At 62.3% G+C, this 15,294-nt stretch carries 15 protein-coding genes; 5 read left to right on the top strand and 10 right to left on the bottom strand.

The annotated features are described in order from the left end of the window. Positions 1 to 50: 50 nt before the first annotated feature. The 5 genes from HDE77_RS07690 to grxD form a co-directional block, all read right to left on the bottom strand. A complete protein-coding gene (locus HDE77_RS07690; protein ID WP_184416566.1) occupies positions 51 to 2,492 on the bottom strand; it encodes a TonB-dependent receptor in 2,442 nt (813 codons plus the stop codon). Between the two features lie 521 nt (positions 2,493 to 3,013). Beyond that, positions 3,014 to 4,726 (bottom strand): lysophospholipid acyltransferase family protein, encoded by a 1,713-nt coding sequence (locus HDE77_RS07695; RefSeq protein ID WP_184416567.1) that lies wholly within the window; start codon positions 4,724 to 4,726, stop codon positions 3,014 to 3,016. A 98-nt stretch (positions 4,727 to 4,824) separates the two neighbouring features. Next, positions 4,825 to 5,427, bottom strand: a complete 603-nt coding sequence (locus tag HDE77_RS07700; RefSeq protein ID WP_184416683.1) for a YhgN family NAAT transporter — start codon at positions 5,425 to 5,427, stop codon at positions 4,825 to 4,827. 99 nt (positions 5,428 to 5,526) lie between these two features. After that, positions 5,527 to 6,294 (bottom strand): SDR family NAD(P)-dependent oxidoreductase, encoded by a 768-nt coding sequence (locus tag HDE77_RS07705; RefSeq protein WP_184416568.1) that lies wholly within the window; start codon positions 6,292 to 6,294, stop codon positions 5,527 to 5,529. Next, on the bottom strand, positions 6,294 to 6,617 hold the full coding sequence (gene grxD, locus HDE77_RS07710; protein WP_184416684.1) for a Grx4 family monothiol glutaredoxin: 324 nt from the start codon (positions 6,615 to 6,617) through the stop codon (positions 6,294 to 6,296). The genes HDE77_RS07705 and grxD overlap by 1 nt, the downstream gene beginning before the upstream one ends. Before the next feature lie 112 nt (positions 6,618 to 6,729). Here grxD and HDE77_RS07715 point away from each other — a divergent pair, with 112 nt between their 5' ends. Beyond that, the gene (locus HDE77_RS07715; protein ID WP_184416569.1) at positions 6,730 to 7,308 is read left to right on the top strand and encodes a Fe-Mn family superoxide dismutase; all 579 of its coding nucleotides are present in this window, start codon (positions 6,730 to 6,732) and stop codon (positions 7,306 to 7,308) included. A gap of 194 nt (positions 7,309 to 7,502) precedes the next feature. On the opposite strand, the gene HDE77_RS07720 is transcribed toward HDE77_RS07715, so the two are convergent. Further along, positions 7,503 to 8,657: a 5-(carboxyamino)imidazole ribonucleotide synthase gene (locus HDE77_RS07720; RefSeq protein WP_184416570.1), complete on the bottom strand. Its 1,155-nt coding sequence runs from the start codon at positions 8,655 to 8,657 to the stop codon at positions 7,503 to 7,505. After that, positions 8,654 to 9,157 (bottom strand): 5-(carboxyamino)imidazole ribonucleotide mutase, encoded by a 504-nt coding sequence (gene purE / locus HDE77_RS07725; protein WP_184416571.1) that lies wholly within the window; start codon positions 9,155 to 9,157, stop codon positions 8,654 to 8,656. The genes HDE77_RS07720 and purE overlap by 4 nt, the downstream gene beginning before the upstream one ends. Before the next feature lie 63 nt (positions 9,158 to 9,220). On the opposite strand from purE, the gene HDE77_RS07730 reads away from it, so the two are divergent. The 4 genes from HDE77_RS07730 to HDE77_RS07745 all read left to right on the top strand — a co-directional run bounded on the left by HDE77_RS07730 (position 9,221) and on the right by HDE77_RS07745 (position 13,222). Next, complete coding sequence (locus tag HDE77_RS07730; RefSeq protein ID WP_184416572.1) at positions 9,221 to 9,493, top strand: Trm112 family protein; 273 nt, start codon at positions 9,221 to 9,223, stop codon at positions 9,491 to 9,493. 125 nt (positions 9,494 to 9,618) lie between these two features. Beyond that, entirely contained in the window at positions 9,619 to 11,895 is a 2,277-nt protein-coding gene (locus HDE77_RS07735; RefSeq protein WP_184416573.1) for a DUF1631 domain-containing protein, read from the top strand. Further along, positions 11,892 to 12,749 carry a carboxylating nicotinate-nucleotide diphosphorylase gene (gene nadC / locus HDE77_RS07740; protein ID WP_184416574.1) on the top strand — a complete coding sequence of 286 codons (858 nt, stop codon included), beginning with the start codon at positions 11,892 to 11,894 and terminating at the stop codon, positions 12,747 to 12,749. The genes HDE77_RS07735 and nadC overlap by 4 nt, the downstream gene beginning before the upstream one ends. Positions 12,750 to 12,811: 62 nt before the next feature. After that, on the top strand, positions 12,812 to 13,222 hold the full coding sequence (locus HDE77_RS07745; protein WP_184416575.1) for a DUF3301 domain-containing protein: 411 nt from the start codon (positions 12,812 to 12,814) through the stop codon (positions 13,220 to 13,222). A gap of 197 nt (positions 13,223 to 13,419) precedes the next feature. On the opposite strand, the gene HDE77_RS07750 is transcribed toward HDE77_RS07745, so the two are convergent. The 3 genes from HDE77_RS07750 to HDE77_RS07760 form a co-directional block, all read right to left on the bottom strand. After that, entirely contained in the window at positions 13,420 to 13,872 is a 453-nt protein-coding gene (locus HDE77_RS07750) for a ClpXP protease specificity-enhancing factor (protein ID WP_255482588.1), read from the bottom strand. Beyond that, entirely contained in the window at positions 13,859 to 14,497 is a 639-nt protein-coding gene (locus tag HDE77_RS07755; RefSeq protein ID WP_184416576.1) for a glutathione S-transferase N-terminal domain-containing protein, read from the bottom strand. The genes HDE77_RS07750 and HDE77_RS07755 overlap by 14 nt, the downstream gene beginning before the upstream one ends. Positions 14,498 to 14,568: 71 nt before the next feature. Continuing rightward, positions 14,569 to 15,294, bottom strand: a complete 726-nt coding sequence (locus HDE77_RS07760) for a cytochrome c1 (protein WP_184416686.1) — start codon at positions 15,292 to 15,294, stop codon at positions 14,569 to 14,571.

Below are 15,294 nucleotides of genomic sequence, written 5' to 3' on the forward strand. Positions count from 1 at the left end.
GCCTGGAGTGTTGCGTATCAATCACGCATCAACCCGATCTTTCCATCCGATCAGAAGAACGAGGCACCGATCGTCACCATGACCGTACGACCCTCCAGCAGCGAGTAATACGGTGCCGAGGCAAACAGCGTCGTACCGTTCTGGTCCTTGGTCTTGCCCGGGTTGGACGCGAGGAACGAACCGATGTTGTTGGCGTTGGTCAGCGCCTCCTTGTCGGTGAGGTTGAACAGGTTGAGCTTGATGTACGGCTTGTGGATCATCGACGAGAAGTCCGGGAATTTCCAACCCGCACTGAAGTTGAGCGTAGCGTAACCACCCACCTTCTCCGTGTTGGACCAGTCGCCATAGATCGAGCTGCGATATTTCTCGTCCAGGCTCGCCCAGAACGGACCGTTGTCGTAGCTCACGCGCACGAAGGCGGTGTTCAACGGGGTATTCAGGAACGTCTTGCCTGCGGTGTTGTAGATGCCGTCGCCACTCGAGTTCAGATCCGTCTCTACCGTCGACTTGGTATACGCATAGGAACCGTAGAGGGTCCAGTCAGACGTGATCTTGTAGCTCGCCTCGGTGTTCAGGCCGCGCATGTGTACCGAGGGGATCGACAGGTAAACCGTCGCGAAGCTCTGCTCGTCAAAGCCGGAGATCTGCTTGTTGGTGAGGTTGGACGCATACGCATCGACACTGGCCGAGACCTTGTCGTCGTAATAACGCCAGCCCAGGTCGGCGGTGGTCGATTTTTCCGGCTTGTTGAGGAAGCTGTTCGCCGGCTGGGTCTGGCCGGGGAAATTCGCTGCTGCCGCATTTTGCAGAACGGCGCCGTTGATCGGAGCGCGGAAGGTCCGGCCAATGCCGAAGTAGAACTGGTTCTGGTCGTTCAACTGGAACTTGGCGCCGGCGGTCGGGCTCACGTCGCTAAATGTCTGGCCGAAATCGCTGACACCGTATCCCACGTAGCCGGGACGCGTCGAACCCGGGTACTGGTAGTCGAAGCCGCTGCGCTTCACCCACAGGTAGGATGCACCCGCCGTGAGGGTCCACTGGTCATTCGGCGTCCAGGTGTCCGTGGCGAACACCTTGCGGGTTTCCGTGGTGGTCAGCTCGTTGTACGTCTGCATCAACTTTCCGTCCGGGTAACGGATCAGATCAGTCGTTCCCTGGATGTCGGACGGGACGCCCGTGGTCGGATTCACCGAGGTATACGACTGGCTCTGCTCCTGGCGCGGACGCTCGTACCATGCACCGTACTCGAGGCTGTTGTTCTCGCCGAAGTCCTCGTTGAACTTGGCGATGACGCCCGGGCGCATCGTGTAGGTATTGCTGATCGAATAGACCAGATCCTTACCGGTAAGCTTGCCGTCACCATTCAGATCCTGATTGGTGTACAGGTAATAGTTGGTCGTGTTCTTCGTCTCGGTGATGGTGGTGCCACCACCGCTGCCACCGTTGCCATACTGGAAGTACGGCACCACGGACAGGCGCAGGCTGTCATTCAGCTTGAACTCGCCGTCCATGCTGACCAGCCAGCTCTTGAACGGGTTGGTGTGCAGCTTGTAGAAATTGGTATCGAGCGGATTCAGCAGCGTCGCGTCGTAACTCTGGTTGTAATTCTTCTGCACCTGCGCCTTGGTCAGGCTCTCGTACAGGATGTTGGATTCGCGGTTGTACTGGAACGATGCGGAGATCGAGTTGTTGTCGTCGATGGTCCAGATCGACTTGCCATCGACCTTGTTCACACTCTGGTCGCCCGGGCCGCGCCACAGGTCGGCCTTGTTGTCCGAGTACGACAACCACGAGCGCACCGGGCCGATGTCGCCGGTATTCAGGCGAATGAAGGTGCGCTTGTAGTCATTGCTGCCCAACGTCTGGCTGACGTCCAGGCCAGCGGTGTGGGTGGGATCAATCGTGGCCCAGGCAATCGAGCCACCGGCGGCGCCGCCGATCGGCGTGTCCACGTCCGGATAGCCCTGCAGCACCGTGATGTCACCGATGTTTTCGGTATCGCCGTACTCGGTCGAATAGACCTTGTAGTTGCCGCTGTCGTTGATCGGCGCACCGTTGACGGTGGTGCCGATTTCGTCGCTGGTGAAGCCACGGATGCTGTAGTTGCCGTTGGCCAGACCGGTGTAGTCATCGGTAGACGCATTGACGCCCGGGATGCTGTCGATCATCTGCACGAACGTGCCGCCCGGCGCTGCCTTGACGATGGCATCGCGGGTAATCGTGGAAACCGCCTTGGGTGCCGTCTGCACCGACATCAGGCCATCACCCAGCGACAGCGACTGACCCTTGACCTGTACGGTCGTCAGCTGCTGCACGCGCTTGGTGTCATTGGATGTCGTGGTGTTGGACGTGCTGGAGACGTTGGCGCGCTGGCTGGCAGGCGCGGTCTGGCCCGCGGGCACCTGCTGCTGGTCGGCACTCTGCGCCATGGCTGCGCCGGTGCCGAGCAGGCATGCCAGCGCAATCGCCGTGGAAAGGTGGTTTCGCTTCATCGGATTTATCTCTTTTTGAGTCATGATTTGGTTGTTACGGAAAACGGGGCCGCAATAGCCGTTGCAAGCATTTCCCCGTTCACCGCGTAGTGCGCTGTCAGCGCAAAGAGTCAAAACTTGAGGTCGAGCAGCGGTCTTGTGATGAATCGAAAGAAATCACATTCCGCCTACGCCGCTACAGGGCCTCCCTTCCCCATCTTCGATAGTGAAGACTCCATGATCACACGCTAATTTTACAACATTTTTACAAGTTTTCCAGCCAAAGATGACAGTGGCATTACAGAATCACCGCCCATGGCGTGTCGCAAGGAAGCACGGCTTTTGAGCCGTTCAACATTCCCCAGGCTGAGCTCGACACTCTCAAAGCGGCAATCTGCAGTCGGCCAACGCAGAAACCGACGCCGTCTACGCAAGAATTTGCAGAGAAAACAGGCCAGTGCATGCTTCAGGTGAAGTTTTCGGTGCGCGCTGGCGCTTATTGCCTGGGCAAGGCCCCTCGCTGATTGGTGCCGCGTTGGCCCCTAGCCCGCCTTCCCCAGATAACGCGCCCGCTTCGCCGGCTTGAGATTGGCCAGATCCAGCATCACGAGCCCATCCACGCAACCGGAAAAGCCGGGGTCCTCTCCAAAGCCGAGAAATTGGACGCCTTCGGCTTCGACGAGGTCGACGTACTGCCGGTACAGCACCGGCAGACTGACGCCCAGGGCGTCGAGGTGATGCTTGAGTTTGCCCAGCCCTTGCTGGGTATCCAGGCCTTCGAGTGAGTGGCGCACCCGCTCGATCATGGAAGGCGAGACCACAAACGGCTGACGTGCCTCGGCCAGGCCTGGCGCGCCGAAATAGTGCTGGTGAGCCACTGCAATCCATTCACGCGCCTCGCGCGGCAGACTGACCGACATGCTGACCGGGCCGAACAGGTAGCGCAGCTCCGCATGCCGCTGCAGGTACAGACCGATGCCCTGCCACAGCTGATCGAGTGCGCGCGTTCGCCAGTACGCCGGCGCGATGAAACTGCGGCCCAACTCGAGCCCTTGCGCCAACCGCGACTCCAGTGCCGGCGAGTAATGGAACAGGCTGGATGTATACAGCCCCGACATGCCGCGCCCGGCGATCAGCCGGCCGCCGTGACCGAGACGGTAGGACCCCACGATGCGCAGCGTCTTCGTGTCCCATAGCACCAGATGTTCGTAATGCGGATCGTAAGCATCCAGATCACGACGCGAACCGGTGCCCTCACCCACTTTGCGGAAAGTCAGTTCACGCAAACGGCCGATTTCGCGCATGACGGCACTGTCGAGTGCGCCCTTGAACAACCATGCCTGCTTGCCATCGTTGAGATCGGCCAGCTTTTCCGCTTGTAACAGCTCGGCGGCGACGCGCTCGGCTGGTTCCGGATGCGCCAGCGGCGCCTGTCCGCCAAAGATCGGGCCGCGATGCCGGCCGACCCGGTAGACATGCCGTCGCATCAACCTGGCGGCCTGCTCGGACGAACCACCACTGCGTCGCTGCAGTTCTTCCGCGCTGACCAGTGCACCGATACTGAAACCGATCCGCCGCTCGCCCGGCGCCACCGCTTCGCGCGGCAGCATCGCCGTGCTCAGCGGCTTGGCCAGCATCGACAAGCCGTAGAACATCGTTGAATTGCGCGCAGCGACATGCACCGGCAACACCGGTGCCTTGCTGCGCAGAGACAACCGAGCAAAACCATCCGACCAACGCCCGTCACGCACGCCAGCAGGACCCACGCGAGATACTTCGCCCGCGGGAAATACGATCAGCGCTTCGCCGTTGTCCAATGCGCGATAAATGCCGCGCAGACGCGACGTCGCTCCGTTTCCGAACACATCCACCGGCAACAGCAACTTGCGCAATGGCGGAACCACCGCCAGCCAGTCGTTGCCAAGAATGCGCACATCGCTGCGCACCGAGCTCACCAGTTGCAACAACGCCAGCGCGTCCTGCATGCCCAACGGATGATTCGCCACCACCAGCAACGCGCCATCCACGGGGATGTTCTCGCGCTCACGCTGATTGACCTGATAACTGGTGCCCAGGACGTCCAGCACGCGTTCGACGAAATCCAGGCCTTCGCTGGCGCCGACACGTTCCAGCACGCGGTTGAAACCGTCTTCGTCGGCCAGGCGTCCGAGCATGCCCGCCATCGGACGACGGATTCCTGGGTAGTGCGCCAGCCAGGGCAGGCGTTCAGCAAGGGTCTGTTCGATGCGGAGCATGACTGCGTCCTCGAATTTTCCCCATCCTGCCGTCCTAATGTGACAACAGGCCGACCATCCGATACGTCAGTGATGTCAGCTTCGACGACGTCGCCGTTTCAGACTTTCATATGCAGAAACGACGCCACGCCGGCCATGAACATCTGCACCGACAGTGCGATCAGCAACATGCCCATCACACGTTCAAGTGCAGTCAGCACGCTTTCGCCGAGCCAGCGGAAAAGGTAAGTGGCACTCAGCAAGATGACCGAGGTCGCGAGCCAAGCCAGCAACAGCGCGGTCACCCAGTCGGCGGTGCGCCCGGGGGGCTGGGTGTTGGTGAGCAATAGCAGTGCCGCCATCGCGGACGGGCCCGCCACACCGGGGATCGCCATTGGCACGATGAAGGGTTCGCCTTCGCCCGGCTTGCCGAAGATGCCGCCACCGTCGACGGGTGGAAACACCATGCGGATGCCGATCAGGAACAGCACGATGCCGCCAGCGATGCTGATCGAATCCGGCTTCAGTTGCAGCAGCTGGAGAATGTGCTGACCGCCAAACAGGAACACCAGCAACACACCGAGCGCGATCAACAGCTCACGCACCATGACCCAGCGCCTGCGCTTGGGTGGCACGTGCTTCAGCAGGCTAAGGAAGAATGGGATGTTGCCCAACGGGTCCATGATCAGGAATAACGTGATTCCCGCGGACAACGTGGTCATCTGCGTATCCATCTCAACTCCCTTCTTGCGAGACCATCATGGCATCAGCACGCCGATGCCCTCATTCAGCACAGCATCGGCGACGCCGCGGCGTCCCCTTCAGTCGACACGCAGATCCAGCACCCCGCCGCGCGCCGCAGCAGCCTGCGCGCTGAGCAGATAAATGATGGCAGCAGCCGTGGCATCCGGCGACGGTCGCTGCATGATGTCTTCACCAAAGTATGCCTGTCGCCGCAACGCCGTTCGCATCGGTGCCGGCAGCACCGCATGTGTACGCAGCGGGCCAGTGTCCGTTTCCTCATGCAGGATCGCAACGAACCGCTCCAGCGCCGCTTTCGAAACACCGTACCCACCCCAGTGCGCACGCTGCAGCAGCTCGGGATTGTCCAGCACGAACACCACGGCGCTATCGCTCGCCTGGGTCAATAGCGGCATGCAGGCCTGGGTCAGCGCGAAAGGCGCGGACACGTTTACATGCAGCGCGCGCAGCCAGTCGTCGGGCTTGTGCATGGCGATCGGGGTCAGCCCGGTGAAACTGGCCGCTGCGTGCACGATGCCATCCAGACGGCCGAAATCGCGTTCCAGCCCTTCCGCCAGAGCGGTGTATTCCTTCGGCGTGGCCACTTCCATATCCAGCGGATGGATCACCGGCTCGGGCAATCCCTCAGCGACCATCGCGTCGAACAATTGCTCCAGCTGGCGTTTGCGTTTGCCGGTGATCACGACGGTGGCGCCAGCGCGAGACGCCGCACGCGCCACCGCACCGCCGAGGCCGCCATAGGCGCCCGTCACCAGTACGACGCGGTCGGCCAGGGTATCGGCGGCGGGTTCCCAGCCGGCGGACAATCGAAAGGTGGGCAGCGCCATCAATGCGCTATCCCCGCCACGTCGCTGGCCATGCGGGTCAGCTCACCGGCGGATTTCAGATCCTCGATGATGTCGCAGCCGCCGATCAGTTCACCCTGGATGAACAGCTGCGGAAAGGTCGGCCAGTTCGCGAAATGCGGCAAAGCGGCGCGCACCTGCGGCTCGGCCAGCACATTCACGGCATGGAATTCGGCACCCGCTTCCGTCAGCGCCTGCGCGGCGCGGCTGGAAAAGCCGCACATCGGAAACTCTGGCGTGCCTTTCATGAAAAGCACGATGGGATGCTCGGCCAGGATTGCCCTGATTCGCTCGTTGATGTCCATAGTTCGGTGATTCATCTTTACAATGCAGATAGACCGATATTGTATCAGTCACCCGTCGGCTGCCGTCCGCTGCGCCGACACGCATCCCCCAGCCACCGCTAAGGAGCCACTCATGGCGATCGAACTTCCTCCGCTTCCTTACGAAAAAAACGCACTGGAGCCGCATATTTCCGCTGAAACGCTGGAGTATCACTACGGCAAGCACCACCAAGCCTATGTGACCAACCTCAACAAGTTGATCGAAGGCACCGAATTCCAGAATGCCGCGTTGGAAGACATCATCAAGAAGTCCTCCGGCGGCGTGTTCAACAACGCAGCCCAGGTGTGGAACCACACGTTCTACTGGAACTCGATGAGTCCCAAGGGCGGCGGCGCACCCAGCGGCAAGCTCGCCGACGCGATCAGCAAGGCATTCGGCTCGTTCGACAAGTTCAAGGAAGAGTTCAGCAAGTCGGCCGCCGGCAATTTCGGCTCGGGCTGGACCTGGCTGGTGCAGCGTCCGGACGGTTCGCTCGGCATCGTCAATACATCGAATGCCGCGACCCCGATCACCGGTAGCGACAAACCGCTGTTCACCACCGATGTGTGGGAGCACGCCTATTACATCGACTACCGCAACGCCCGCCCGAAGTATGTGGAAGCGTTCTGGAACCTGGTGAACTGGGAGTTCGCGGCAGGCAATCTGGCCTGACCGAGGCTCGCGCCGCAACAGCAACACCATAACCTCTCACCCAGCTCGTCATTCCGGCGCAGGCCGGAACCCAGCAGCCTCTAGTTCTCATGCAATGAGAGCTAAAGGGCGCTGGGTTCCGGCCTGCGCCGGAATGACGAGCTAAAGAGCGCGCTCGACGAGCGCGGCAGGGAACACCCTCCGCGAAGCAAGCGTCAGGTGAGCGCCTGAAGCGCAGGCTCGGCCTGCTCTTCACGGCCGAGCGCCTTGGCCACTTCGGCCAGCCGTGCAGCTATGGTGGCGGCGTCGGGCGCACACAGCGTCGCGTGTCCCACCTTGCGCCCGGACCGCGCCTGCTTGCCGTAGTCGTGCCAGTGCGCATCGACCGTGCGCAGCACCGGTGCGGCATCGGGCAGCTCGCCGATCCAGTTGAACATCACCGACACACCGCGCGCGCCGGTGTCGCCCAGCGGCATGCCCAGCACGGCACGCACGTGGTTTTCGAACTGGCTGGTATGTGCGCCTTCGATGGTCCAGTGACCGGAGTTGTGCACCCGCGGCGCCATCTCGTTGCCCAGCAGTTCACCGTCTTTGACGAATAGCTCCAGCGCAAACACACCCACGTAGTTCAGCCGTTCGGCCAGCGTGCGCGCCAATGCGGTGGCGCGCTGCTGCAACTGATCGATATCCAGTGCTGGCGCCAGGCTCAGCGCGAGCACGCCATCGGTATGCCAGTTGCGGGTCAGCGGCCAGGTGCGGAAATCGCCGTCGCGACCACGAACCGCGATCACCGACAGCTCGCGGTCAAATGGCACGAACGCTTCGAGGATCAGCCCATGCGCCACTGCCTGGGCCCCGAGTGCCGCCCACGCGGCATCGGCGTCGGCCATGCTCTTGAGCCGGAACTGACCCTTGCCGTCGTAACCGAGCCGGCGGGTCTTGAGAATCGACGGCGCGCCAATCGCAGCCAGCGCGCGATCCAGCTCCTCGCGCGTATCCACTGCCATGAACTCGGGCGTCTGCAGATTGCACTCGCGGAACAGGGTTTTCTCGGCCAGCCGATCCTGCGCCACCGCCAGCGCCTGCGGCTCCGGAAACACCGAAACCCGTTCGGCCAGCCAGCGCGCGGTTTCGGCCGGCACGTTCTCGAAGTCGAAGGTGACTACATCGACTTGTGCGGCAAATGCTTCCAGCGCAGCGTAATCAGTCCAGTCCGCCACGACCAACTGGGTGACCTGCCCTGCGCAGGCATCCGCGGAACTGTCCACCACCAGGGTCTTGACGCCCAGCGGCGCAGCAGCCAGCGCCAGCATGCGCGCCAGCTGACCGCCCCCAAGAATGCCAAGCATGGGCTGCCGGCGCTGACTCACTGACGCGGGTCCTGCTGCTCGAGCACGGCCTGCGTCTGCCTGGCCCGCCAGGCATCCAGCGCCGCCGCCAGTGCCGGGTCGTGCAACGCCAGCACCGCCGTGGCCAGTAGACCGGCATTCACCGCACCGGCCCGGCCGATCGCCAGCGTGCCCACCGGAATGCCCGCCGGCATCTGCGCGATCGACAGCAGCGAATCCATGCCATTGAGTGCCTTCGACTGCACCGGCACGCCGAGTACCGGCAAGCGGGTCTTGGCCGCCAGCATGCCCGGCAGATGCGCGGCCCCGCCGGCGCCGGCGATGACCACCTGGATGCCGCGCGCGAGCGCTTCCTCGGCATAGCGAAACAGCAGGTCCGGCGTGCGATGTGCGGAAACGACCCTTACTTCGTGGGCCACGCCCAGCTCAGTCAAAACGTTGGCCGCATGCTGCATGGTTTCCCAATCCGAACGCGAACCCATCACTACGCCAACGCGCGGCGGCCTGGTTGTTTCTGACATGGCTGGGCCATCCAAAAACCGCTATTGTACGAGCTTTCCAAGCCCCGGCACCAACTGAGCCCCATGGACAAGCGCCTACTCGACATCCTGTGCTGCCCGGTCAGCAAAACGCCGGTACGGCCCCTGAGCAAGCATGAACTCGACGCTCTGAATGGCGCCATCGCCGCGGGCAAGGTCAATTCAGTCGCTGGCGTGGCCGTAACCGAGCGCATCACCGAAGCCTTGATCACCACCGACCGCAAGGTCATCTATCGGGTCGAGGACGGCATCCCGGTCATGCTGCCCGAGGAAGGCATCGGCACCGTGCAGCTGACAGACTTTCCAGCCGCGGCATAAGGCGGGCCGGAAATCGGCCCCAATTTAGCGGCCGAGCATGACACGGACACCCACTTTGGCTTATCGTGGAGGCCTGCGCGGCCGATTCGGTTCTGCTGCGCATGCAACACTTCAGGGGTGTGGCGATGAACGAAGCCAGTGATTCATCCAGGGTAGTCAATTTGACTCAGCGGCTCGATCCCGCCAGCGAGCGCGTTGGCGAGTTGCTGAGCGCCGTGCGCGGCATCGCCAATCGGCGGCTGCAGCAGTGGATCGGCAACATGTTCGAGCATGTGGACGATGCGCTGTTCGACCTGGCCGAGAAGGCCGAAAACAATGCTGCCCAGATGCACTATTTCGATGGCATGCGCGAAGTGCGCAAACGCCGTCCGGCGGTCGAGCGCAATTTTCTTTCGGCCATCAGCCGTGACCTGGGTGAGTTGACCCATCCTTCGCAGCAACCAACCGTGTCGGCGCCACTGACGTCCGGCACCGTCGAGCTGTCGCTGGTTGCCGACAACGATCTGGAAGAATCGTTGGCGATCACCAGCATGATCGGCAAGAACGAGCAGCGGTTGTCGCGTGATCTGTTTGCCGTCAACCAGCGGCTGTCGGTGATCTGCGGCGGCTACAAGATCGACGACGCCAACAATCCCGTGGCACCGGCGATTCTGTCGCAGGCTTTTCGCCAGGTGCTGCACGAGCTCAGCGCGGACATGCGGGTCAAGCTGATCATCTACAAATTGTTTGATCGCTACGTGCTGTCTTCGCTGGAAGAGCTCTATCTGGAAATCAACGTCGAACTGGTGCGCGCCGGCGTGCTGCCGCAACTGCGGCACGAGGTACTGCGCGGTGGTCACAGCGCGCAGGCCGCCGTCGACGCCGTCCAGGCGGCCGTCTCGTCCTCCATGGTCGCGGATGATGTGGGCGAGATACCGAGCGATGTGCTGCAGACCTTGAACGCATTGTTCAACGCGCGCCGTGGCCACGTCGGTGTCGACGTCGGCATGAGCGCGATGCCGACCGGCCCGCTGCCCTCGGCCAACGAATTGCTCGGTGCACTGAGCGTGCTGCAGAGCCAGATCACCAGTACCGGCCCGCTGCTGCATGCCAGGGCTGGCGATGCTGCCGCCCTGAGCCACGAAGTGATGCAGCTGAAGGGTCAACTGCTGACCCAGATCGGCGCACTGCGCGGCGAGCGGCCCAGTCATGTCGCCACGATCGACGAGGACACCATCGATCTGGTCGGCATGCTGTTCGAATTCATCCTGGAAGACCGCAACCTGCCCGTCGAGATGCAGGTGCTGCTGGCCCGGCTGCAGATTCCCTACCTCAAGGCGGCGATCCTTGACCGCAAGCTGTTCGCGCATCGCCAGCATCCGGCCCGCCGGTTGCTGGACGGCCTGGCAGACCAGGCCAAGAGCTGGTCGGAGGAATCCGACCGTGACCATCGCCTGTTTGAAAAGGTGAAGTCGATCGTCGAGCAATTGCTGCACGATTTCGACGATGACATGAGCATCTTCGACCGCCTGCTGGTTGATTTGCAGCAGTTTCAGGACGTCAACAAGCGGCGCTCCGAACTGGCCGAGCAGCGCGTGGCCGAATCCACTCGCGGCCGCGAGAAGCTCGAGCAGGCGCGCCGCCGCGCGGCCCGCGAAATCATCGATCGCATCGGTGATCAGAAACTGCCGCCGCTGGTGCATGGCGTGCTCGCGCGGGCATGGGCCAACCATCTGGTGTTGACCTTGCTGCGCCAGGGTGAGGCATCGCCCGAATTCAAGAGCGCGCTGCGCTTCATCGACGATTTTATTGCGAGCACCCGTCCCGCACTGACCCCGGAAAGCCGGCAAACGCTGCGTCAGATGTTGCCCGGCATTGAACGCTCGTTGCGCCTGGGCCTGGCCAATGTGGCGTTTCAGGAAAGCGATATCGAACGCCTGCTGGCCCAATTTCATACCTACTATCGGCAACAGTTGGGCGAGACGGTGGAAGACGCCGAGCCGCCTGCCTCGGTTGAAGACGAGGCGATCCTGGCGATCCCCGACAGCATTCAGCCGGTGGTCGACCGCGACGCCGAGCTGGACGAAGAGCAGGATAGAGACGCCGTTGTCGTAGCGCCAGACAGCCCTGAATGGCAACAGGTCCAGGCACTGCAGCCGGGCACCTGGCTGGAATTCAGCCTCATCGACGAACCCATGACACGCGCGAAACTGTCGTGGATCAGCCCGATGAGTGGCCGCTACCTGTTCGTCAATCGGCGCGGCCTGAAAGTGGCCGATTACGCGCCGCAGGAACTCGCCGTGCTGCTGGCCGACGGGCATGCGCTGGTGCTCGCCGCCAACGCATTGTTTGATCGCGCCATGACCGCAATTGTCGGTCGACTTAGCCAGCCCGATGCTGCGCAAACCACAGGCACCGAATGAGTTCCAAGCTAGCGTTTGAGTTACCGACTGCCACCCAGATTGCCGCCGACGTCGAACGCGTCTTTGCCGAAGATCTGGGTCCCGGCGATGCCACTGCCGAGCTATTGCCCGCTGAAGCACATGCCGATGCCCAGCTGACCTGTCGCGAGTCTGCGGTCATTGCCGGCACGGCGTGGTTTGACGCCTGCTTTCGTCGACTGGATCCCTCAGTGCGGATCGATTGGCAGGTCAGCGACGGCCAACGTGTCACGCCTGGCTCGGTCATCTGCAACTTGTCCGGCCATGCCCGTTCGCTGGTCAGCGCCGAACGCTCGGCATTGAACTTCCTGCAGCTATTGTCCGGCACCGCCACGATCACCGCCGACTATGTCGCCGCCGTCGCCGGCACCGCCACGCGCATTCTGGATACCCGAAAGACCGTGCCCGGCTTGCGGCTGGCGCAAAAATACGCGGTGCTCTGCGGCGGTGGGCACAATCACCGCATTGGCCTGTACGACGCGATTCTGGTGAAGGAAAACCACATCATCGCGGCCGGCAGTATCGCGGCCGCAGCACAGGCTGCACGGCGGCTGCACCCGAAGCTGCTGCTGGAAGTCGAAGTGGAAAACCTCGACGAGCTGGCACAGGCACTGGATGCTGGCGTGGACCGCATCATGCTGGACAATTTCAGCCTGCCGCTGATGATCGAAGCGGTGCAGCAGACCGCAGGGCGCGTGCCACTGGAAGTATCCGGCAATGTCACTCTTGACACGATTGGCGAGTTTGCCCGCACCGGAGTGGATTTCATCTCGGTCGGCGCTCTCACCAAGCACGTCCGGGCGGTCGATCTGTCGCTACGGTTGCGGGTCGTCTGACCGACCCTGCCAGGGTCTGCGCGTAACTTGCGCGCGACCCTCGGCGCCCACACACTGTGGGAATGAGCGACCTTTCCAATCTGCTGCTGTTGCTACTGCTGGGCGTCGTCGTCGCGCTGTGGCTGAAGCTCAGCGCTGCCCGCGAACGGGCGATCAAGGAAGCACGGCAGCAATGCCAGCAGCATGGGTTGCAGTTGCTGGATGAAACCGTCGGCCTGCGCAGCGTGCGCCTGCGCCGCGTGAATGGACTGCGCCTGATCGAACGCGGTTATGGCTTCGAGGTAAGCATCGATGGCGACGACCGCGAACCGGGGCGCCTGTGGATGATTGGCAACGCACTTACCGGCCTGAGCCTGCCGACCATCGAGTTGGTGCCGCACGAATCGATCGTCAGATCAACCGCTGCCCCCACGCCCGGCAGCAATGTGGTGCCGCTGCGCCCGCGCGGCCGCATGGACGATCGCCTGCACTGAACGCGCAGTAGCAACGCATCACGTAGGTTGGGGTGAGCGAAGCGATGCCCAACAGGTACCGAGGGCATCCCGCAGACACGTTGGGCATCGCTTCGCTCACCCCAACCTACGCGCCCCCCCCTGCCGGGCAGTGATGTCCCCAAAAAAACGTTCGCGCTCAGAGCCCACCGCGGACTGGATCCAGGGGTGGCTCCTACCTACTTCACCACGCGCAGATGCGGCGCGCCGCGCTTGGGCTTGTCACCACCCTCTGCGGCACCAGGTGCTGGCGGCGCATCATCGGGCTCAGGAACGGATGGCGGTGGATTATCGCCGCCCTCGTCGGCCGGAAACATCATGCCCTGCCCGTTTTCCTGTGCGTAGAGCGCCAGCACGGCCTGCACCGGAATATGGATCGCCTGGCTGACGCCGGAGAAGCGCGCCTGGAAGCTGATCCATTCGTTGCCCAGATCCAGATTCGACACTGCGCGCATGGCGAGGTTGAGCACGACCTGCCCGTTCTTGATGACCTGTGGGGGCACCCGCACGCCCGCGAAGCCGGCATCGACCAGCACATACGGGGTCAGGTTGTTGTCACTGATCCAGTCGTAGATCGCCCGCAACAGGTACGGACGATTCGAGTTCATTGGCACGGTTTCATTCTTGCTCATGGAGTTGCCGCATCGCCCTTTCCTGATCGGTCATGCTGCGCGCAAAACCCTGACTGTGGAACAAACGCTCGCCATAATCGATGATCGACTTGCCTTCGCGGCCAAGATCGACCTGCAGCCAGGGCAATCGCCAGATCACGGGTGCGACCAGACAATCAACCAGGCTCATTTCTGCGTTTAGAAAAAATTTTGAGGCCTTGAACAGCGGCAACGCGGCCAGCAGGTGCTCGCGCAAGCGCTTGCGTGCAACATCCGCCGGACGGCCACCCGCCCGAATGATATCAACTTCGCTCAGCCAGTCCTTTTCGATCCGCACCGCGGCGACCCGCAATCGCGCGCGCGACAGCGGGTCGATCGGCATCAATGGTGGGTGTGGGTAGCGCTCGTCGATGTATTCGCAGACCACCGACGCGTCGAACAGCGTGAGGTCACGATCGACCAGGGTCGGCACCGTGGCGTACGGATTGAGGTCGATCAGGTCCTCCGGCGGCTTGGCCGGATCCACCAGTACACGTTCGTAACTGACCCCCTTGGCGGCCAGCACCAACCGAGCGCGATGACACTGGATGTCGTCGGCCGTGGTGTACAGCGTAAGTACGGTACGCGAGCGAGCGCTTTGGACCATGCGCGATTCCTCATCAGCAAGAACGATTGCGGCGGCTCATAGCCGCCGCAATCGGGTGAGGGCCGTCCGGTTTAGTGGACGTCTTTCCAGTATTCCTTCTTCAGCACATAGGCCAGCAGCGTAAACATGACCAGGAACAACAGTACCCAAATGCCGTACTGATGACGCTGCAAGGCAGCGGGCTCCGAAGCGTATTCCAGGAAGCTGGTCAGATCACGGGTTGCCTGCTGGTACTGTGCCGGCGTCATCTTGCCCGGGTGGGACAAGGTGAGCTTTTCCACCTCGTCGCTGCCTGGCTTCATCACCGCGGTCTGCTCGCCCTGCAGCTCTGCCAACGGAAATGGCATGGCGGCATTCGGCAGCACGGTGTTGTTCCAGCCGATCGGGCTGCTCGGATCCAGATAGAACGAGTTGAGGTAGTTGTAGACCCAGTCGTCGCCCTTGGCACTCACTTCGAGCGACAGATCCGGCGGATCCTTGCCGAACCACTTGGTCGCCGACTCTGCCGGCATGTGCGACACGATCGGATCGTCGAACCTGGCGCCGGTGAAGTTGAGGTTCTGCATCACGTCCTGTTCGGACAGGCCCAGATCCTCGGAGATACGCGAATAGCGCACGTACTTCAGCGAATGACAGCCCACGCAGTAATCGAAGAACAGCCGGGCGCCACGCTGCAACGAAGCCTGGTCGCGCACGCTCGCACCGGAGCTGGCCAGTTCAGGGCCTTCTGCCTGAACCTGCATGCTGCCGACGAGCAAGCCGACTACCAGCCCGATCGAGGGAATGATCCGTTTCAT

Source organism: Rhodanobacter sp. MP7CTX1 (genome assembly GCF_014205795.1).
Lineage (GTDB): Bacteria > Pseudomonadota > Gammaproteobacteria > Xanthomonadales > Rhodanobacteraceae > Rhodanobacter.